Origin of the sequence: Lysinibacillus sp. NPDC093692 (assembly GCF_050280125.1) — a bacterium.
In the GTDB taxonomy this organism is placed as follows: domain Bacteria; phylum Bacillota; class Bacilli; order Bacillales_A; family Planococcaceae; genus Lysinibacillus.
This window is the reverse complement of record NZ_JBNNUW010000024.1, coordinates 63,461-84,281: the sequence shown is the minus strand read 5'-3', so window position 1 is coordinate 84,281 and position 20,821 is coordinate 63,461. Positions and strand designations below refer to the sequence as shown.

The window sequence follows — 20,821 nt, the reverse complement described above, 5'->3', positions numbered from 1 at the left end:
GAATTTAAGAAAGTTACATCATGTTTTCAAATGATGTAATACACCAAAAATAAAGCAGTAAATGCTGATAGATTAATATACTATATAATATCCATAATAATCATATCCACCTTATCAGAATCCAATTTGGACAGTGCATCCACACCGTCCGTAGCTTCAATTACTTCTAAACCTTCATTTTGTAAAAATATCTTTACTAATTCTCGAATATGGGCGTCATCATCTACAACTAATAATTTTGTCATGCTAACAAATCCCTTCATTATTCCTCTTTAATACGTAATTGTTGTTTGGCAAACTCTCGGTACATATTATGCGTCTCAAATAAAGTCTCATGTGTGCCACTGCCTGTAATATGTCCTTTCTCTACAAAAAGAATTTGGTCTGCATCTACTACTGTTGAAAGGCGGTGTGCAATGACGAGCGTTGTTCTACCTTGCATTAAATTATCCAATGCTTTTTGAACATAGATTTCCGAGTTACTATCTAGACTAGATGTTGCCTCATCTAGCATTAATATTTGAGGGTCGCGTAAAAGTGCCCTAGCGATCGAAATTCGTTGTCGTTGACCGCCAGAAAGCTTTATGCCACGTTCTCCAACTTCTGTATCGAATTGTTCTGGTAGTTCATTAATAAATTGATCGGCATAGGCCATTTTAGCAACTCTTTCAAGCTCTTCATCCTGTACTTCTCTGTTAATACCGTAGCAAATATTTTCGCGAATCGTACCAGACAGGAGTGCACTCTCCTGAGCAACATAGCCGATTTGGCTTCTCCAAGAATGTAGGGAGTACGTGTTGATAGGGGTTTCTCCGAGTGTAATACTTCCATTAGTAGGTTGATAGTATCTTTCTAACAGAGAAAATGTTGTTGTTTTTCCTCCACCACTAGGCCCGACGATAGCCGTAACTTTTCCAGGTTCAATAGTAAAATTAATATCCGATAAAATCAGTTCTTCTCCATAAGCAAAGTCAACGTTTTTTACATAAATCGGCTGATTTACTTTTTCTAATGTTTTTCCTTCAAAAATATTCTCTTCTTCATGCTCAAGTAAAGCACTGATTCGCTCTGTAGCACCCATTGCTTTTTGAAGCTGTGTAAAGAACATCGTTAATTGGGTCATCGGCATAATAATTTGGATTAAATATAAAATAAAGGCTACCATGTCACCAGCTGTAAGTTCTCCTGAAGAAACTCGTACACCACCATAACCAATAATGGCTACAAGGACTGACATTAATACAAACGAAATTAGTGGCGAAATAAGTGCATGGATTTTTGCTTCTTTTAAGCCAAACGTAAAGAGGTTTGTAATTCCCTTTTTGCCACGCTCATATTCAATATTTTCGGCATTTGAAGCTTTTACTAATCGTGTTTCAGGTAAAACTTGATTGAGCACGGACGTAAATTTTGCTGTTTCATCTTGCATTCCTTTTGAAATGACAAACATACGTCTTCCTAGAAGCAATAAAATAACCATAGCAAGTGGAACAGCGATCAGCATCACTAAGGTCATTTTCCAATCTAAGATTAATAGAATGATGATGGAGCCAATAATGGAAATAACACCAGATAAACAGTTTGCAAGGTGTTCGGTAATGAGCTCCTTAACGACAGCTGTGTCATTCGTAACTCGACTTAATGTTTCACCTGTATCGTTCTCATCATAATAAGGGATAGGTAAATGAAGAAGCTTTCTCCAAAGCTGATCGCGTAATTTGGCGACAACATGATGTCCGACACGATTTAAATAATAAATGGAAAGTCCACTCGCGATGGCTTGCGCGATAAAAGCAAAACCTAATAAAATAATTTGCCAATAATCAAGTGACTCTAATGAAAATCCATCGACTAATTTTTTTGTAAATAACGGAACAATAAAGCCAACGCCTGTAGTCGCTAAGCTCATAATTAATGAAATAATTAAAAGCCACATCGGTGGCTCAGCCTGTTTGACTAAGCGAACAAAGCGTCGCCAATCCTTCGTTTTAGTAGTATCTTGCAATGTTTCTTGCAACGTTAAAATCTCCCTTCAATTTCTTCAACATTAAATATGAATCTTTTATTTATCTTACTATAGCATGTCTTTATGAACTGAATATGAAATGAGCAAGAGGTGATGACTCGATATGGACCTATTCCTAAAAGTATGATCAATTATAAATTTTTTGCGAAAGATCAAAATAAGTTCCTTTTTTTGGAGAATTATCATACAATATCATAAACCGACAGTCGGTCTAGTTTTATTTTTGTCAATTTATTTCCATTTTAACTGATTGTAGCGTAGGGCTACTCGACTCCCGCAGGAAAGCTAGTAGCCCGTAGCGGAAATCAGAGCCTTCTCATTGGTTCAGATAGGCGTGGATGATTGTTACTTTAATAGTTCTAAAAGAAAGGGGTCTAATGTATGGAATCACAGATTAAAAGAAAAGGCTTTTCAAAAGATTTTAACCTGATGGTGATTGGGCAAATTATTTCTATTTTAGGTTCTGCGCTTTTAAGGTTTGCCTTATCACTTTATGTACTTGATATTACAGGACGTGCAGATCTTTTTGCAGTACTGTTTGCGATATCGAGCGTTCCAATATTACTAGCACCACTTGGAGGAGCCATTGCTGACAGGTTCAATCGACGCAACTTAATGGTGATTTTCGATTTTACGAGTAGCATAATTGTGTTTACTTTCTTTGCAATGCTAGCAATTGGTAATAGTTCTGTTTTGCTAATTGGTGTTGTGATGGTACTGCTTTCCCTTGTTAGTGCTATGTATGCACCTGCAGTGATGGCCAGTATACCAGTACTTGTAGAAGAGGAGAAGCTTGAGCAAGCTAATGGAATTGTTAATGGTATTCAAGCATTGTCTAATGTAGCTGCTCCTGTATTAGGTGGAATACTATACGGTTTGATTGGCTTAAAAGTGCTAGTCGTGGTGAGTGGTGTGTTCTTTTTCCTTTCGGCCATATTAGAGATGTTTATTCATATCCCATTTATGCAACGAGAGCAGGATGGTCATATTATACCGACGCTGGTAAATGATTTGAAAGAGGGCTTTAGCTATGTAGTGAAGCAATCTTTTATCTTCAAATGTATGATTTTAGCGGCATTATTAAATTTATTATTAACACCGCTATTTGTCGTAGGTGTACCGATTATTCTCCGTGTTACAATGCAAAGTAGTGATACATTGTACGGAGTAGGGATGGGGTTAATCGATTTTGCTACGATCTTAGGAGCTTTATCTATGGGGTACTTTGCAAAAAAAATGGGTATCACTAATTTGTATAGTTGGATTTTCATTACTGCTTTATTGATTATCCCAATGGCTATAGCGGTTACGCCTCTGTTGCTGAATATTGGCTATTATCCATCTTATATTTTATTTGTTTTGAGCGCACTTTTAATCGCTATGATTATGACAATCATCTCCATTTATGTTATTACGCTTGTACAAAAAGAAACACCTAATGAAAACTTAGGGAAGGTCATGGCTATTATCATTGCCGTTTCACAATGTATGGCACCAATTGGGCAAATTGTGTATGGCTTATTTTTCGAAGCATTTAGTGTTAAAGTCTACGTTCCTATTTTAATGATATGTATTGCTATGGTAGTGATGGCAATTACCACGAAGAGGATTTTACGATTTGAAAAGAGCGAGGTAGCAAATTGATTCTCGCTATCCACATTTTCTCTGAGATTTTTATTATGTGTAAAGGAAAGCTTTTACAGGCAAGTTTCTAACGCAACCACATTTTTGAATAATAATAAAGTTGGCTGTTTTCTAAAAGATTGTTGCTGTTAAAGACAGATTTAATCTACAAAATGTGTAGGATAAATTTGTCTTTTGGGTTTGATATTTCGTGAATCGAAAATTTAACGAAGGCTCTGGTTAGTTGAAGAAAAAACATTCATTATTTTTAAAATATTTTACTTACTTCTATGTAAAATAACTATTTTCCTTGTGGCCAAATGAAATATGAAATAGATATGATAAAATCAATTCCCAGTACTAAAGACCATACTTTTAGTGTTTCAAAAAGTTTAGAGCTACGGTCCGCATCATTTACTAAGTATATCAATATTAATAAAAATCCTGCTCCGATGATATATGCAAATAAATGCTGAAAAGACCCTTTCAAAGAATTACGAGCATATGCGAAACCAGTCTTTTTTTCAGGTTTTGTTCCCTCTTTTTTTATGTAGTATAAGAACCTTTCATCAGCCCAACGAACGATACTCTTTCCAAAAGCAATCGACACACCTAAATAGATAGCAGCAATTGCGTGAGACGTAGTTGCATTTCCACCCTTTAATAGATCTATAGCAGTTACGATTAACAGAAACAAATCAATCACCGGTGTTAGAAGTAAAAAGAACGATCCCATTTTTTTAAAGTTATATACATAACGTAAAGTTAGACCGAGTATTATAACAATCCAAAAACCAATTTCTGCTGCAATAATTGACCAAGTAATAAAATTCAATTAACCACCCCACACTTTTACTTACAAAAAATCTAGTAGTATGAAAACACACGCTTATATATTGTATATTATAAGGAGAAACAACAAAAAATTCCACCTTTTATCAAATTTACCATATTAATTAAGCGAAAACCTCTTTTTGCTTCGCTAATTGAATAACAGTAAACCACTGAATCCGCTTAAAAAGCATCTGATAAATGGTGCTCTTTGCCTTTTCTTATTGCTTCAATTGTGAAATAGTTAGATTTTTGACAAGTTGAAATAAGCATTTGCTCTACCCGATTTTCAAATGCCAAGTATTTATGTAACTCAAGCCAACGACACCAGTAAAGGTAACTATCCAAATAATACGTACCAACGCCCTGAAATCGTTAGCTGACAATTAGGTTCCTGTTATCCAGGAAGGGGCATAGTCGGAACGAATATCGACTCAAAGTTACAAGGCGGGTCTTTATTTATTGGCGATAAAGGATGATTGTATAAAATAGAAAAATATCGCTAATATGTATTGACCTTCAAGTTGGTTGAAGGTTTACATTGGAATTAAGAGAGGTGTGATGATTTGAAGAAATATATGACCATTCAGGAATTCTCTGAAAGAACAGGTATAGCTAAAAGCACATTACGCTTTTATGAAACTAAAAAATTACTGTTACCGGAGGAAAGAAGTTCAAATGGTTATCGAGTATATACAGATAGTCAAATTGCGACAGTAAAGTTAATATCCACTTTGCGATTAGCAGATGTATCAATTCAGGAAATTCAAAATTATTTACACGAGCAGGATGAAACGATTCGCCAGGAAATGATGAAAACATGGATTCAAAAAATGAAACAAAAACGAAATCTGCTGGATATTAGCTTACGCTACTTGGAAAGTAACTCGATTCGAGATGGTATCTATTTGATTGATAAAAATGATGAAAAAATTATTTGGTATACAGCTCAATCAGCAACGGGTAAATTTGGCGCGCACTTTGAAAAAAGAGCAAACGAATTAAAACAATTAAATATAAGTATTAAAAGTTATTATTTAAATTATTTATCAGGTCAAGATGTAATCAAAGCTCAAATCGGCTTTGGTGTTCCAGCAGATACAAAAATACATGATCTTGTTGAAAGTGATTTTATTGAACATATGCCTTCTTGTATATGTCTGGCATTACCATTTAAAGAACAAATGACAACGATCAAGGATGGATACATAAAATTACTTCAATATGCGCTTCAACATAAATGGGTGCCGACACGCTCCATTCTTGAGTGGTATCGAGGTGATGACTTTACTCAATTAGATTTATTGTTGCCTGTTATACAAATGGAGTAGAAAATACTACTAGGAATAGTTTGAGGAAGGTGCAATATGAAACGGTTCACCGCTTAAGTATGAAAATGCTTAAACAATGATATTAGTAATACCACTTATTATTGTTGGAGGAATTTATTCATTACAAACTTTACATATTGAAAAATATCCGAAAATTGATATGCCATATTTAACAGTAGTTATCCCTTATCAAGGAGCTTCACCTAAACAAGCGATGAATGATATAGGGGGAGCAAATGGAAAGGGAATTGATTAATAAAAAAACCGCAGAAAATCAAATTTATAAACCTTGATTTCCTACGGTTTTATATTGTACGTTTCTTACTAAAAAACAATTAGTTTTCGACTTATGTCTCCGTTTTAGACCTGCAGTATTAAAACCATCTTCTCCGATGCCTAGGTGATATTCTTTGGCGTGTTTGGAACTCAGCAGACGAGTGGGTTGGCTGAGGGATACTTTCAATATCAGAAACTTTATGATGTTCTGAGTGTTCTACTTTTGAAAAAATGATATTTTTAGTATTGTTCAAAAATGGTTTAGATAGCTGATTATATTCCACATTGTTTTCTGAATAAGCTGTTTTAGTAGGGCGAGTGATGTTTTGGGCACTAGTTAAGAGAGGAATAGTTTGCGGAATATATTCTATTTCATCTTCTAAATAAGTTGTTTGCACAGAAGCATGTGTCGGAGTGATGTTTTGAATATTGTTAAGGAGCGGTACAGTGTGCTCATTATTGCTTGTTATAATAGTAGAGTCACCATGATTCTGTTTTGGCGAATGCTCAATTTCATGGTTCTCTATTTCAGTATGTGGCTCTTGCATAGGGGGAACCTCCTTCATGACGAGTATTGGTCGCATCATGTCATGATCTTCGTGCTCTAGAAAGTGGCAATGCCACATATAATGACCGACATGATCCTTCCAATGCATGATAATTTTCGTAACCTTTCCAGCTTCCACTTTTACAGTATCCTTCCAACCTTGCTCATAGATATGCGGATTTTCAGGGGGACCTGTAAACTCCAGTCTGTCTTCATTTTGATAGAGCTCCATATTGAAAGGGCGTCGTTCTAGTATTTTGAATTGAATTAAATGAAGATGGATAGGGTGATCAAACGGTGTAGCATTAATGAAATTCCATATCTCTATACTATCTAGTGTAGGTTTTTCAGTTACAGGGTCATGATACATTCGGTTATTTAATAATAACATTGGTCGACCAAAATCATCTGTCGCGGCGGATAAGGGTAAATGCCTTTCAGTATTTGCATCGTGGGGATGTAAATCCATTGATACTGCGAGTCTTTCAGGTATTTCACTAGTATCCTCACACTTTAGAGGAAGACATACTTTAAATTGCATGATGACTTTTGTATGTTCATCGAAAAAATCTTCATCAGAATTGATTAACGTTATATCCTGACCCTCAAATTTTGAAAAATCAACGATAACATCTGTTCGTTCTGCCGGCAATAACTCGACAGATTGAATTTCTTGAGGAGCTGTTAAAAACCCTCCATCTGTTCCGATTTGTATCATAGGCTCATCATTTGAAAGGCTAATGATATAACCTCTTCTATTTGAACCATTGAGAAAACGAAATCTATATTTACGAGGCTCGACATTTAAATATGGCCAGACCTTACCGTTTACGACGATTGTATTGCCGACGAAGCCAGGTGTAATAGATGGATGTACGGGAACGGGGAATGGTGGTTCATCAGGATAGAAAAGCGAGCCGTCTTCATTAAACGATTTATCTTGAATTAAAATGGGGTACTCATAGTCACCACAAGGAAGGTTAATACGCTCTTCAAGTGTATCCCGCAGTAAATAAAAACCTGCTAATCCCGCATACACATTTAAACGGGTGATCGCCATTGCGTGATCATGATACCACAGTGTTGTGCCGGGTTGATGATTGGTATATTCATGTATTTCTTTTTTGAAATTTGGACCTGTTTGTGCATAATCTCGTGTATACCATGCCTCGGGATGACCGTCACTCTCCCAATCTACATTTGCGCCATGTAAATGTGTAACAGTTCTTACTTCTTGAGAATCGTTTGCCGTATGAAGTGTAAAATCGATTGGTAAAAAGTGTTCTGAGGGCAATTGGTTTTGATAGCGTACATAAATGCTTTTGTCTTTTTTAGCTTCAATAGTTGGCCCGGGATAAAGCCCGTTATAGCCCCATATAATTGATTTTGGGAAATCTTCGTGGAAACAATGCTCTGCTTGCATCATTTTAAGTTCATAATAATCTTTTCTTTGAGGCCCCTTATAGTATTTTGGTTTAACGGTAACCGGTTTTGGCAGCTCATCCACAAATTTTGGTATTGTTGCTGGATCTGTAGGATTGACTTCTTTCGTCAAAACATCACGTCCCTTTTTTAATTCTTAAAATTGCTAATTACCTCATCATATGGGTAAAAATAATGGGCGACTAGGACAATAATGGAGATACTGTGCGAATATAAAAATACAAAAATTTTAGCATCTAAAGGAGTTCGATATTTTAAGCAAACAAGGCGTTTGAGCAAAAAAAACATTTCAATAAATAAAATCCAGTTGAGCAAGTAGATTGATTCCTGTATTCCTAATTGCAGTGGTGAATAGGGCTTTTTACATTAAAAAGGGTACCTTTTTTTAGAGCTGAACGAAAAAGAAAAAAATTACTACTCGAATCATTTGAAAACGTTATGTTATCAACGTACAATATATGAAATTAAGAAACACGACAGCACAAAATTGTTGTATAATGTTGTGGTATGAGGAAAGAAAGCAGGTTGACAAAAATGGAAAGCAAAATGAATGTATACGCAGTTATAAACATGCAAAAGCATCAGGCATTCGTGTTAAAGAATAAGCTAGATGTGAAACATAAGGTGAATATATGAAAAACTGGTTGATTTTCATTTCTGTCTTTATGGTTTCGTTGTCACTTGTCATTAGTATTTTAGTACTCTGGAAAGCCGAGGCTCCATTCGATTCAATTGAAGAACAGGCTGAACAGTTGGCACTTGATGCCAAAGCCCTCGCAATTGTCTCGGAGTCCTACACATATAATGGCAAACATTCGTATGTCACTGTGTTCGGGGTAGATGAATATGGTGATAAAAAAGCTGTCTTTGTTCCGACGAATCTAAAAGCTGATTCGATTAAGGATGTGCATTTAAAAGATGGTATTACGGAAAAGGAAGCATTATCGGTTTTAAAAAAGGAAGGAAATGTACAAAAAGTCCTCAATGTGAAATTAGGCTATGAGGAGCCAGGTGCTGTTTGGGAAATTTCATATCTAAACGATCACGATAAGCTCAACTATGTCTATATTATGTTTAAGGACGGCGACTGGTGGAAGCGCATTACGAATTTATAAGAGGAGTAGATCCCGTATGAAAAATTTATTAGCAAACCGTGTAAAAACTTTAACACCATCTTCAACTTTAGCCATTACTGCGAAAGCGAAGGAGTTAAAAGAGCAAGGTATTGATGTTATTGGCCTAGGCGCTGGTGAACCAGACTTCAACACGCCACAAAATATTTTAAATGCTGCCATTGATTCGATGGAAAAAGGCTTAACAAAATATACACCTGCTGGCGGTCTTCCGGTACTTAAGAAAGCTATTATCGATAAACTTCAACGCGACAACAATCTTACATACAAGCCGAATGAAGTAATTGTAGGTGTTGGAGCAAAACATATTCTATACACTTTATTCCAAGTTATTTTAAACGAGGGCGATGAAGTTATTATTCCGATTCCTTATTGGGTATCTTATCCGGAGCAAGTAAAATTAGCGGGTGGTGTACCTGTTTATGTGGAAGGCACAAGTGAGCAAGGCTATAAAATTACTGCAGATCAATTAAGAGCTGCTGTGACAGATAAAACAAAAGCAGTTATCATTAACTCTCCTAGCAACCCATCAGGTATGATTTATTCCCGCGAAGAGCTAGCTGAAATTGCTGCTGTTGCAGAAGAAAAAGATATTTTAATCGTGTCAGATGAAATTTATGAAAAGCTTGTATACAATGGTATTGAGCATTTTTCAATTGCACAGCTATCTGATGCGGTGAAAGCACGTACAATCGTTGTAAACGGTGTTGCCAAATCTCACTCTATGACAGGCTGGCGTATCGGGTATGCTGCAGGGGATGCGGACATTATTAAACCAATGACTGACCTTGCATCACACTCTACTTCGAACGCAACAACAACTGCACAATATGCAACAGTGGAAGCTTATAACGGATCACAAGATGCTGTAGAAGAAATGCGTCAAGCATTCGAAATACGTCTTGAAAAAATCTATCCACAGTTAAGTGCGATTCCTGGCTTCAACGTATTAAAACCACAAGGTGCATTCTACTTATTACCAGATGTAGCAGAAGCTATGGCTCATACTGGCTATGATTCTGTAGATGCATTCGCTGCGGATATTTTAACAGAAGCAAACGTAGCAGTGATTCCAGGTTCTGGCTTTGGTGCACCAACTACAATGCGATTATCTTATGCTACATCTTTAGACTTATTAGAAGAGGCAGTCCGTCGAATTGATTCATTTGTAAAATCAAAATGGCAAGACTAATCCTTTTAACCAATTTTGGAGGATTTCTATGAAAAAAATTATGATTCAAGATATGCCAAAGCATATCGGCGAAACAATCAAGCTAGGTGCTTGGTTATCTAACAAACGTTCAAGTGGTAAAATTGCCTTTTTACAACTACGTGATGGTTCTGGCTTTGTACAGGGCGTTGTTGTAAAAGAAGAAGTAGGCGAAGAAATTTTTGCAATTGCAAAAGGTATGTCTCAAGAAACTTCCATGTACATTACAGGTGAGGTTAAAGCAGATGAGCGTTCAAGCTTTGGTTGTGAGCTTGTTGTAACGGGTATTGAAGTACTACATGCTGCCACTGATTTTCCGATTACGCCAAAAGAGCACGGTCCTGAGTTTTTAATGGATAACCGTCACTTATGGCTACGTTCTCGTAAGCAACATGCGATCATGAAAATTCGTAATGAAATTATTCGCGCAACTTATGAGTTCCTTAACAACAAAGGCTTTACAAAAATGGATCCACCAATTTTAACGGGTTCAGCACCTGAAGGTACTTCTGAGCTATTCCATACAAAATATTTTGATGAAGATGCATTCCTCTCTCAATCTGGTCAGCTTTACTTGGAAGCGGCTGCGATGGCTTTAGGTAAAGTATTCTCATTCGGTCCAACATTCCGTGCTGAAAAATCTAAAACACGCCGTCACTTAATCGAGTTTTGGATGATTGAGCTGGAAATGGCATTTGCTGAATTTGAAGAAAACTTAGAAGTACAAGAACAATACGTGGAGCATATTGTGCAATCCGTTCTGGCAAATTGCAAATTAGATTTAGAGCGACTTGGTCGTGATACATCTAAACTTGAAAATATTAAAGCGCCATTCCCGCGTATTTCTTATGACGATGCTATAAAATTATTGCATGAACAAGGGTTTGATGATATTAAATGGGGCGATGATTTCGGTGCACCGCATGAAACGGCAATTGCTAATTCATTTGACAAACCTGTATTCATCACTTGCTACCCAGTAGGCATTAAACCATTCTACATGCAACCGCATCCAGACCGCGATGATGTAGTATTATGTGCAGATTTAATTGCACCTGAAGGTTATGGTGAAATCATTGGTGGTTCTGAGCGTATCCATGACTTTGATTTATTACAATCTCGTCTTGAAGAACATCATTTATCTTTAGACGCTTATGCATGGTATTTAGAGTTACGTAAACAAGGCTCTGTACCACATTCAGGCTTCGGTCTAGGATTAGAACGTACAGTGGCATGGATTTCTGGCACGGAGCACATTCGTGAAACAATCCCATTCCCACGTTTACTAAACCGCCTATATCCATAAGCTATAACTAGTTTGTTTTAGGTATTGAAAGTGTAAAATTAAAAAAGTCGCGTAGTGATATATCTACGCGGCTTTTCTACTTACGATGGAAAAGGAGTCAAGTATCATATGAGCGCAAATAATAATCGACTCCGTACATGGACTGAGCAGAGAATGATTCAAATTCCTCAGCTTTTTTTTCAGTTTTATAAGGAGTTAAAAATTGAGGATGATGAGGCACTGATTGTTATTCATTTACTTGCATTCTATACGGAGGGTAATGATTTTCCAACGCCTAATGATCTAATGAATCGTCTAACAATGCCTAGCAGTGATATTACTTCACATCTACAGCGATTAATGCAAAAGGGTTTCCTTGAAATAACAAGCGACGTTGACGCAAATGGCAAACTATATGAAAAATACTCGGTATACCCACTTTGGGAGCGCATTATGCAGATTATTGAAATGAAGGAACAGCAAAAATCAGCGGCATCACTCCGACAAGAAGAGGGGGAGATTTTCCGATTATTTGAAGAGGAAATGGGACGACTTTTATCTCCTTTAGAGCTAGAAAAAATAGGGTCTTGGTTAGATGACGATAAGCATAGTCCGGCGCTTATTAAAGAGGCGTTGAAGGAGGCTGTATTTGCTGGCAAGTTAAGTATTCGTTATATTGATCGAATATTACTGGAGTGGAAAAAGAAAAATATTACGACACCACAGGCTGCGCAAAAACAAAGCGAGCAGTTTCGCGAAAAGCAAACATTTAACAGACCGTCAGTTCGTACAATGCAGCAAGAATCGCAGTCAACAAATAAAGTACCATTTTATAATTGGTTAGAAGAAAGAGAATAGGGGGCTTCCGACATGTTAACAAAAAAACAATGGGAACATTGTCTAGCGGAAATGGATCGTATGTTCCCTGATGCACATTGTGAGCTAGTGCATGACAATCCGTTTGAACTAACTATTGCCACGCTATTATCTGCACAGTGTACGGATGTTCTTGTAAACAAAGTAACGAAAACATTGTTTCAAAAATATAAAAAGCCTGAAGATTATTTAGCAGTATCTTTAGAGGAGCTACAACAGGATATTCGCTCCATCGGCTTGTATCGAAATAAGGCGAAGAACATACAAGCATTATGTCAACGACTATTAGAGGAATACGGGGGAGAAATACCAGCAAATCGTGAAGCACTAGTTACGTTACCGGGTGTTGGTCGTAAGACGGCTAATGTCGTGTTGTCTGTAGCTTTTGATATTCCTGCACTTGCAGTGGATACACATGTAGAGCGCGTATCTAAACGATTAGGGCTTTGCCGCTGGAAGGATTCAGTATTAGAAGTCGAAGAAACAATTATGAAAAAAACACCGATGGACAAGTGGTCGAAAACACATCATCAGCTTATTTTCTTCGGTCGTTATCATTGTAAGGCTCAAAATCCTGGCTGTCACACATGCCCTTTATTTGATGATTGTAGAGAAGGGCAAAAGCGTTTGAAAAAAGGGCTGGTGAAGGAATCGTGAATGTAGAGGCAATCGCAAAGGAAAAAATGGATGCTTGGTTTGCAGAATGGACGGAACTTGAAGCCAAAATTCATGCAGCACATGATGCAAGGAATGGTGAAGCAAAAGGATTGATGGAAGAGGCCGTTGTATTGTTTGAGCGTTTAGTGCAGGAAGCAGGGGATGAAGTATTACCCATTAACGGTGTCGAACGACTAAACTTTATAAAAGCAAAGCCAAGCCAATATGCTTGTTATCGTCAGCTTGATGAATTATTTAAGGAAACAAAAAAACGAACAGCGCGACTACGTTTGCAGGCTACAAAAAAGTAATACAGATAAATAATCTCAGGAATCAGAACAACAAAAAAGTAGAGTAGCGGTAAGCTACTCTACTTTTTTTATTCAGTACTACCGGTACCATCATCCGGAGCGGTTGGGTCAGTTGGCGTTGTTGGTGGCTGGCTACCATTATTGTTGCCATTGTTACCTGGCGGGGTACCGCCATTTCCTGCATTGCCGTTGTTACCATTTCCATTTCCATTGCTGTTCCCATTACCGTTGCCGTTGTTGCCATTGTTGCCGGTATTGCCATTGTTATCATTTCCGTTACCATTGTGGTTACCGTTGTCCTCGGTATTGCCATTTTCGTCCGGTTCCGTTGGTTCCTCAACATCAGGTTCCTCAGGAGTATCTGGCTCTTTATCTTCTTCAGCCGTACCTGTTACTTGGAAAGTAGTTGTACCTGGTTTACTGCGTGTACCATCTACAACTGCTACTACGGAAATCGTGTAGTTGCCATCTTCCAATTTGTTGCTAACTGTTAAACCTTTGCTATCCGCTGTACCAAGAGAAATAGTCTCTCCACCTTCTTTTTTAGCGGATACTTCGAAGGTTGTTGGTAGCGGTTCATTTGAATCCGGATTAAGCATTGCATCATGCTCCCAAGAAATATTAATAGATTGACCTTCTAAATCTAGGCTTGCACTTACATTGTAAGGTGTAGAAAGCTCTGGTGCAGCGTATTTATTTGATTCTTCATTAGGCTCTGAACCACGTACAAATAGCTCTGTTCGACGTAACTCATTCGGAGTAAAACTACTTGCTAATTTAAGTGGCTTTGATCCTACTTCAATTGTAGCTTCAACAACTGAATTTGGCTTTTTGAAACGTGGTGTTTCAACGTTCTCCGAAATATCTTGCATAATTTGTTTAAATAAAATTTGTGGTAAACGACGCTCATCCCAAGTTGTAATTGGATCAAAGTGTTCTTCATAACCACTCCAAATAGCGATTGAATAGTTTGTAGTGTACCCAGCAAACCATGAATCCGGTACACTTGTATCCGGTAAATTATGCTTGCTAAAATCAGCAGCTGCGTAGTTCGTTGTACCTGTTTTACCTGCGATATCTAATCCAGGTACATTGGCGTAAGTACCTGACGCATCCGGCTTATTGCCGACAACATCACGTAACATATCTGTCACCATATAAGCTGTATAATCGCTCATTGCTACATTAGACTCTGGTGTGTAGTCTTTTGTTGTTTTACCGTCACGGTAAACGATTTTTGTAATTGAATAAGGATCAGTGTAAACACCATTATTTCCAAATGCTGCAAAGGAAGCAGCCATTTGCGTAGGAGACATCGTAATATCCCCACCACCGATTGCATCAGATTCATAAACATTTTTAGCATTTATACCTAAACGACCAATAAATTCTTTAGCTTTATCAATACCAACTTCTTGTAATGCTTTAACAGCTGGAACGTTACGTGAAGCATATAAAGCTTTACGTGCTGTTATGGCACCCATATATTTATTATCCCAGTTTGTAATCGTTTGACGCGAATTAGTGTAGTTCATTGGTTCGTCCACAAGTGTTTGACCTGTTGACCATTTTAAATTTTCGATTGCTGGACCATAATCTAGTAATGGTTTCATAGTCGAACCTGGTTGATGTTGTAAGTCATATGCATAGTTCCAACCGCGTTCAGCCCCGTAATTGCGTCCGCCACCGATTGCTTGAATTTGACCAGTTTTCGTATCAATGACAGACACACCCGATTGGATTTCTTCTGTTGGGAAGTTACTGTCATCATTCATAATATTTTCAACAATTTGCTGAGCATTCGGATCAAGTGTTGTGTAAACTTTAATACCTTCTGCCATTGCACTACCATCACCGTTATCCTCTAGTTCATTAATAACGACATCAAGGAAGGCATCGTATTTAGAGCCAGCAAATTTTTGACGTGTCGCATCGTCAGCCAGACCAGCTGTAACTTTTACTTTCTTTGCTTCTTCCATCTCGGCTTTTGTAATTTTTTTATGTTGATACATTAATCCTAGAACGGTATTACGGCGTTTTTCCGCAAGTTCAGGATTTTTTAATGGATTGTAAGCATTTGGGCGCTGTACTAAACCTGCAAGTAATGCTTCTTCAGCTAAATCTAAATCTTTTAGTTCTTTCCCATAGAAATATTGGGCTGCTGTTCCGAAGCCATAAACACGACCTGACATCAGCATTTTATTAAAGTACATTTCAAAAATTTCTTCTTTTGAATATTTACGTTCTAATTGGTAGGCTAGCCAAGCTTCCTGTGCTTTACGTTTTAATTTTTTCTCATTTTGTAAAAATGAGTTTTTAACAACTTGCTGTGTTAATGTAGAGGCCCCTTGTGCCCCGAAGCCATCACGGAAGTTAGCGAGTATTGCTCCACCAAGGCGGTAAAAGTCCATACCACCGTGCTCGAAAAAGCGTACATCTTCCGTTGCAAGGATTGCATTAACCATATCCTTAGGTATATCTTCATATTTTACATATTTACGGTTTTCTGCACCAATTGTGGCAAATAATTCACCGTTTTTATCATAGAACTCAGAAGAAACGGGGTCCTTCAGTAAGCTTTCATCTAATTTAGGTGCGGTACTTGCGTAATAGGCGAATAATCCAGCACCACCAATAAAACATGCAGCCATAATTGCTACAAGTGTTAGCGTAATGCGCTTAAACCATTTTTTCTTCGATGGTTTCGGAGCGCTTTTTTTATTTTTTTGAGCGAGAGCTTTTTGATGCTCACCGCGTGTTGGACGACGTTCAGTCATTCTACTATCTCCTCACTTTCAGAACCATGACTTTGTGCTTCAATGAGCTGTTGGATAATCGGTAAATAATCGATACGTGGATAATAGCTTGTAGGAATTTCAAAAGCTTCCTTTTCTATAGTTGAAAAGGGAATCGATTTACGTTCACCGTTTTCCATCGCTAGCCAGGCCTTTTGTAAAACATCATATGGCACAATAAAATACCGTTCAAAAGCCGAGAAACGAACGATAATAAAGGCCACACCATTTTGTTCCGTCACTTGCTGCATATGTGTCATTTGATGTAAGTGAATATTCTTTAGGGGAAAACTGGTTTTTGAAGCGGTTTCCTTTGCATCAAAATCAATATAACGCCCGTTCCATACACCGTTGTAATCTGTTGTTGACGGTGTTCGAAAATAAGCCTCACGAATAACTGCAGCACTTCGTGATGGGTACTCTACTTTGACGATTTGCACGGGAACAGGTTTCTTATGAATGATAGCAAGTCGTCTTTTTACATAATAATCGTTTGCTTCATCAATTTCATCTTCTAGTGTTTTTCCTCGATTACTAAAAGAAACATCTTTTTCTTTCCCCTTTTTAACCGTTTTTTGAACAGTAGGATTGGGGGAATACAATTTCCCATTCGGATAACGAATTGTCATTTAGTTCACCCTCTATAATACTGCTATTATACAATAGTTTACCACGATTAAGTAGCAGTTCTCTACTTCCATTAATAGTATGATTGACGCTAGATTTTTTATAGTTAAATTTACCCGCAGATGATCAATCTTTGGGCAATTTTCGCCTCTTAAAGTCGAAAAATAGCAAGTAATTTAATTAGCTCTTTCACGCGAATCGCCAAAAAAACTGATGAAATTTTCAAGCGGATTTATAGAAAATACGGTATTCCACGCTAACTTCTCTATTTGATTCCAAGTTTCAAGACAAGGGAATTTAATAGACTAGTTCAACTTTTTATCGAAATACTTCTTCTTTCAGCTAACTTACGCTTATTTTGTCACGCATGAAGGTAATTTTATACATACGAGGAATACATAAATTAAAGCAAAGGAGGCGTTATTTTGAACAAGTTAAAACAATTAGTTGCGCAGTTGGATCTGGTCAATCAATTACTGTTAACAAGAGTGTCTTTGGAAAACAATGCACAGAGTATGCATTTTTTTGAGCAGCTCAAATCTGTTAGCCAGAAAGTAAGCTTAGCAGAAAAGAACTGGCAAGTAAAGAATGCTTGTTCGCCTATTAGTAGTGAAAAATGATAGACTTTGGTACACTTATCTCATATGCAGTGTAACTAACTCAATATGAGCATTTTTCATACATTATTTGTCAATGTTTGATTAGACATTTACTGAAACAGGGGACTCCTTGGTCAAAGGCGTGAGTGGGACGAAGGTTAAAAAGCATACGTTTTGTGATAAAGGCTTCAGGACTGTGGAACGAAAATCAATCCCGAGTTATGATGATGAGCCATAAATAAAGACTTCTATCTATTGTTGGGAGAAATTACTCATATAGCATAAATTATTTTGTAGACGAATTTTAAAATAGCAGGTTCGAAACTAGCTTATAATGAGATTATGCGTTTATATTAATGTAGTTCAATCTTATTTTAAGTAGTACTGACCTAATAATAAAAATATATTTTAACGCTCATCGCCAAAAATTTTGGGAGACATTTTTTAAATGTATGCCTTGTTATAAGGCTTGGAGCACCTATAGAGGAACAAAGTGATGCCCAAATGGCTTATCAAATGTCCTAAGCAAGTGCCCAGTTGGAACGGAAATTCACCCATTTTGGTGATGAGCCTTAATTGAATAAGAAGAGGTGCGAAATTTGTTATTATTACAGCAAACTTCCAAATTAATAGATGAATGTGAAAAATGTGTTTCACGCTTCTGGCAAATGCGTGAGGAGGATCGTACGCCCGACTTTTTTGAGGAGGTTAAACCACACGCAGATATCATTCACCAACTTTTAAAAGAATGGCAACAAGAGGCGAATGTGTGGATTCAAAAAAATCGACCAAAATATATGCATATACAACAAATTGCTTCAGCGGCAGAATCGATGGAGCAATTTGTTGTGCAATCCTTTTATAAAGAAACAAGTAAAAAGCGTTTTTTAGATGCGATTCATTCAACCTCATATACGCTGGAAATTTTAGAACGGGTAGTGAAGGAGACACAACCAGATGTTATCGAAAAAAAGGACCATTAGTGAACTGTTAAGCGAATGGAGATATGATGAGGAATTGAAGGAACGCATAGTACACTGGCAAACACTTGAAGGGCGAGAGGCTAAATATGCACCTTTCCCTGCCAACTTACATCCTTCACTTGTAAAGGCTCTTCAATCAAGAGGAATTGAACAACTGTATACTCATCAACGTCAGGCATTTGATTACGCAATGGAAGGTGTTTCTTTTACTGCTGTAACACCAACTGCATCTGGAAAATCATACTGCTACCATTTACCGGTACTTCAAAAAATATTAGAAGATAAAAATGCGCGCGCTATTTATTTATTTCCAACGAAAGCTTTAGCGCAGGATCAAAAAAATGATTTAAATGAATTAATCGAACAGAGCGGCGAAGAAATTTTAAGTTATACGTATGATGGGGATACTGCGCCAGGCATTCGTCAAAAAGTACGTAAGGCAGGGCATATTGTGATGACAAACCCGGATATGCTTCATTCGGGGATATTGCCACATCATACGAAATGGGTTTCACTATTTGAAAATTTACAGTATATCGTCATTGATGAGTTGCATACATATAAAGGTGTGTTTGGCTCACATGTTGCGCATGTTATTCGAAGGCTGAAGCGTGTTTGTGAGTTTTATGGTAGTAAGCCGATTTTCATTTGTACATCAGCAACCATTAAAAATCCAAAAGAGCTGGCGGAAGCTTTAACAAATGAAAGTCATGCCTTAATTAGTGATTCTGGAGCGCCTGTTGGGAAAAAGACATTTCTTTTTTATAACCCACCGATCGTCCATAAAACATTTGGCGTACGTCGAAGTGCTGTTTTGGAGGTGAGTGACCTCGCTAAAAGATTATATACAGCAGGTATTCAAACCATTATTTTTGCCAAAAGTCGTGTGCGAGTAGAAATGATTGTGACGTATTTAAAGGAGCTTACACGCAATAAGCTTTTAGATGAATCGGTACGAGGTTATCGTGGAGGTTATTTACCCTCTGAGCGACGTGTTATTGAACGAGGGCTTCGCGACGGTACAATTCAAACCGTAGTGAGTACAAATGCGCTAGAATTAGGCGTCGATATTGGCCAATTACAAGCATGTATCATGACAGGGTATCCGGGAAATATCGCAAGTGCGTGGCAGCAAGCGGGTCGTGCTGGCCGTCGTCAGGACGAGGCGCTAATTATTTATGTAGCACAATCAGCCGCACTTGACCAATATGTAGTGAACCATCCACTCTTTTTACTTGGTAGTGCACCTGAGGAAGCGCGTATTTATCCTGAAAATATGTTAATTTTAATGGATCATTTGAAATGTGCAGCGTTTGAGCTACCATTTTCCACGCATGATACGTATGGTGAATATGAGATTCAGGAGTTACTTGACTATTTAGCGGAGGAAGGCGTTATTTTTAAAACGAGTGAGAAGTGGCATTGGATGAGTGACCGTTTTCCAGCACATGATATTAGTCTTCGTTCTGCTTCGCAAGAAAATGTTGTAATCATTGATATGACTGTCCCTGCGCAAACAAAGGTTATTGGTGAAATGGATCGTCATAGTGCGATGACGTTGCTACATGAAGAGGCTATTTATTTGCATCAGGGCATTCAATTTCAAGTAGAAAAGCTTGATTGGGAAGAGAAGAAAGCCTATGTACGAGAAGTAGATGTCGATTATTATACTGACGCTAATCTAGCAGTTGAGATGAAGGTGCTAGAAGAAGATCGGAGCCGAGATTATAAAGGTGGCATTATTGGCTTCGGTGATGTCGGCTTAGTCGCACAGGCAACGATATTTAAAAAAATAAAGTTCAATGGAAATCATGATAATATAGGTTCGGGGCCGATTCATTTACCACCGGACGAAATGCATACAAGCTCGTCTTGGCTATCATTCAAAAATACATCAGAATTGTCGGAAGCGGAGCTTACAGACGCTATGGCAGGGGCAGCTTATGCGATGAATGCATTCATTCCGATATTCATTCAATGTGACAGCAGCGATGTCGCAGTAGTTCCACAAGTAAAGGCTGCTCATAATGAATTGCCGACGTTCTTTGTTTACGACAAGTATCCTGGGGGTATTGGTCTAAGTGAAAAGGTGTATGATTTATGGGAAGAGCTTTTAATTAAGACATTGGAGCACGTAGCAAATTGTGCTTGTAAATCCGGCTGTCCATCATGTATAGGGGCTCAGGATAGCTTGGAACAAGCGAAGAAAAAAGTAGTAGAGTTACTTCGAATTTTAAATGAGAGATAAAAAGAGGACATGAGAGGAAA

17 protein-coding genes and 2 pseudogenes are annotated in these 20,821 nt (G+C 37.6%); 12 read left to right on the top strand and 7 right to left on the bottom strand.

Annotated elements, in window-relative coordinates; genetic code table 11:
- Positions 1-83: 83 nt before the first annotated feature.
- Both ACQKN4_RS20940 and ACQKN4_RS20935 read right to left on the bottom strand, forming a co-directional pair.
- Positions 84-245 (bottom strand): annotated as a pseudogene (locus tag ACQKN4_RS20940) (response regulator); the annotation flags it as partial.
- Positions 246-262: 17 nt separating this feature from the next.
- On the bottom strand, positions 263-2,017 hold the full coding sequence (locus ACQKN4_RS20935; protein WP_427484720.1) for an ABC transporter ATP-binding protein: 1,755 nt from the start codon (positions 2,015-2,017) through the stop codon (positions 263-265).
- A 390-nt stretch (positions 2,018-2,407) separates the two neighbouring features.
- Here ACQKN4_RS20935 and ACQKN4_RS20930 point away from each other — a divergent pair, with 390 nt between their 5' ends.
- Positions 2,408-3,670 carry an MFS transporter gene (locus ACQKN4_RS20930; protein ID WP_427484719.1) on the top strand — a complete coding sequence of 421 codons (1,263 nt, stop codon included), beginning with the start codon at positions 2,408-2,410 and terminating at the stop codon, positions 3,668-3,670.
- 280 nt (positions 3,671-3,950) lie between these two features.
- Here the strand turns inward: ACQKN4_RS20930 and ACQKN4_RS20925 are convergent, their stop codons facing one another.
- Positions 3,951-4,484 (bottom strand): hypothetical protein, encoded by a 534-nt coding sequence (locus ACQKN4_RS20925; protein WP_079559988.1) that lies wholly within the window; start codon positions 4,482-4,484, stop codon positions 3,951-3,953.
- Positions 4,485-4,663: 179 nt separating this feature from the next.
- Positions 4,664-4,855, bottom strand: a pseudogene (locus ACQKN4_RS20920) (hypothetical protein); the annotation flags it as partial.
- A 191-nt stretch (positions 4,856-5,046) separates the two neighbouring features.
- Between ACQKN4_RS20920 and ACQKN4_RS20915 the strand changes: the two are divergent.
- Both ACQKN4_RS20915 and ACQKN4_RS20910 read left to right on the top strand, forming a co-directional pair.
- The gene (locus ACQKN4_RS20915) at positions 5,047-5,811 is read left to right on the top strand and encodes a MerR family transcriptional regulator (protein WP_079559989.1); all 765 of its coding nucleotides are present in this window, start codon (positions 5,047-5,049) and stop codon (positions 5,809-5,811) included.
- 76 nt (positions 5,812-5,887) lie between these two features.
- Positions 5,888-6,067: a hypothetical protein gene (locus ACQKN4_RS20910; RefSeq protein ID WP_427484718.1), complete on the top strand. Its 180-nt coding sequence runs from the start codon at positions 5,888-5,890 to the stop codon at positions 6,065-6,067.
- A gap of 118 nt (positions 6,068-6,185) precedes the next feature.
- On the opposite strand, the gene ACQKN4_RS20905 is transcribed toward ACQKN4_RS20910, so the two are convergent.
- Positions 6,186-8,189 carry a multicopper oxidase family protein gene (locus tag ACQKN4_RS20905; RefSeq protein WP_427484717.1) on the bottom strand — a complete coding sequence of 668 codons (2,004 nt, stop codon included), beginning with the start codon at positions 8,187-8,189 and terminating at the stop codon, positions 6,186-6,188.
- Positions 8,190-8,709: 520 nt separating this feature from the next.
- On the opposite strand from ACQKN4_RS20905, the gene ACQKN4_RS20900 reads away from it, so the two are divergent.
- The 6 genes from ACQKN4_RS20900 to ACQKN4_RS20875 all read left to right on the top strand — a co-directional run bounded on the left by ACQKN4_RS20900 (position 8,710) and on the right by ACQKN4_RS20875 (position 13,549).
- The gene (locus ACQKN4_RS20900; protein WP_079559992.1) at positions 8,710-9,192 is read left to right on the top strand and encodes a DUF5590 domain-containing protein; all 483 of its coding nucleotides are present in this window, start codon (positions 8,710-8,712) and stop codon (positions 9,190-9,192) included.
- Between the two features lie 16 nt (positions 9,193-9,208).
- Entirely contained in the window at positions 9,209-10,402 is a 1,194-nt protein-coding gene (locus tag ACQKN4_RS20895) for a pyridoxal phosphate-dependent aminotransferase (RefSeq protein ID WP_427484716.1), read from the top strand.
- A 28-nt stretch (positions 10,403-10,430) separates the two neighbouring features.
- Entirely contained in the window at positions 10,431-11,726 is a 1,296-nt protein-coding gene (asnS, locus tag ACQKN4_RS20890) for an asparagine--tRNA ligase (RefSeq protein WP_079559994.1), read from the top strand.
- A gap of 108 nt (positions 11,727-11,834) precedes the next feature.
- A complete protein-coding gene (locus ACQKN4_RS20885) occupies positions 11,835-12,563 on the top strand; it encodes a DnaD domain-containing protein (protein ID WP_079559995.1) in 729 nt (242 codons plus the stop codon).
- A 12-nt stretch (positions 12,564-12,575) separates the two neighbouring features.
- Positions 12,576-13,238, top strand: coding sequence for an endonuclease III (gene nth, locus ACQKN4_RS20880; RefSeq protein ID WP_079559996.1), 663 nt, complete (start codon positions 12,576-12,578; stop codon positions 13,236-13,238).
- The gene (locus ACQKN4_RS20875; protein WP_079559997.1) at positions 13,235-13,549 is read left to right on the top strand and encodes a YpoC family protein; all 315 of its coding nucleotides are present in this window, start codon (positions 13,235-13,237) and stop codon (positions 13,547-13,549) included. Before nth ends, ACQKN4_RS20875 begins: the two co-directional genes overlap by 4 nt.
- 68 nt (positions 13,550-13,617) lie before the next feature.
- Here ACQKN4_RS20875 and ACQKN4_RS20870 read toward each other — a convergent pair whose 3' ends face one another.
- Together ACQKN4_RS20870 and recU are read right to left on the bottom strand one after the other, a co-directional pair.
- The gene (locus ACQKN4_RS20870) at positions 13,618-16,326 is read right to left on the bottom strand and encodes a PBP1A family penicillin-binding protein (RefSeq protein WP_427484715.1); all 2,709 of its coding nucleotides are present in this window, start codon (positions 16,324-16,326) and stop codon (positions 13,618-13,620) included.
- The gene (gene recU, locus ACQKN4_RS20865; RefSeq protein WP_079559999.1) at positions 16,323-16,973 is read right to left on the bottom strand and encodes a Holliday junction resolvase RecU; all 651 of its coding nucleotides are present in this window, start codon (positions 16,971-16,973) and stop codon (positions 16,323-16,325) included. Before recU ends, ACQKN4_RS20870 begins: the two co-directional genes overlap by 4 nt.
- Positions 16,974-17,396: 423 nt before the next feature.
- On the opposite strand from recU, the gene ACQKN4_RS20860 reads away from it, so the two are divergent.
- From ACQKN4_RS20860 to ACQKN4_RS20850, 3 genes are all read left to right on the top strand, one after another.
- Positions 17,397-17,591, top strand: coding sequence for an endonuclease (locus tag ACQKN4_RS20860; protein ID WP_079560000.1), 195 nt, complete (start codon positions 17,397-17,399; stop codon positions 17,589-17,591).
- A gap of 578 nt (positions 17,592-18,169) precedes the next feature.
- A complete protein-coding gene (locus ACQKN4_RS20855) occupies positions 18,170-18,553 on the top strand; it encodes a YppE family protein (RefSeq protein WP_079560001.1) in 384 nt (127 codons plus the stop codon).
- Positions 18,528-20,801 (top strand): DEAD/DEAH box helicase, encoded by a 2,274-nt coding sequence (locus ACQKN4_RS20850; RefSeq protein ID WP_427484714.1) that lies wholly within the window; start codon positions 18,528-18,530, stop codon positions 20,799-20,801. The genes ACQKN4_RS20855 and ACQKN4_RS20850 overlap by 26 nt, the downstream gene beginning before the upstream one ends.
- Positions 20,802-20,821 lie beyond the last annotated feature (20 nt).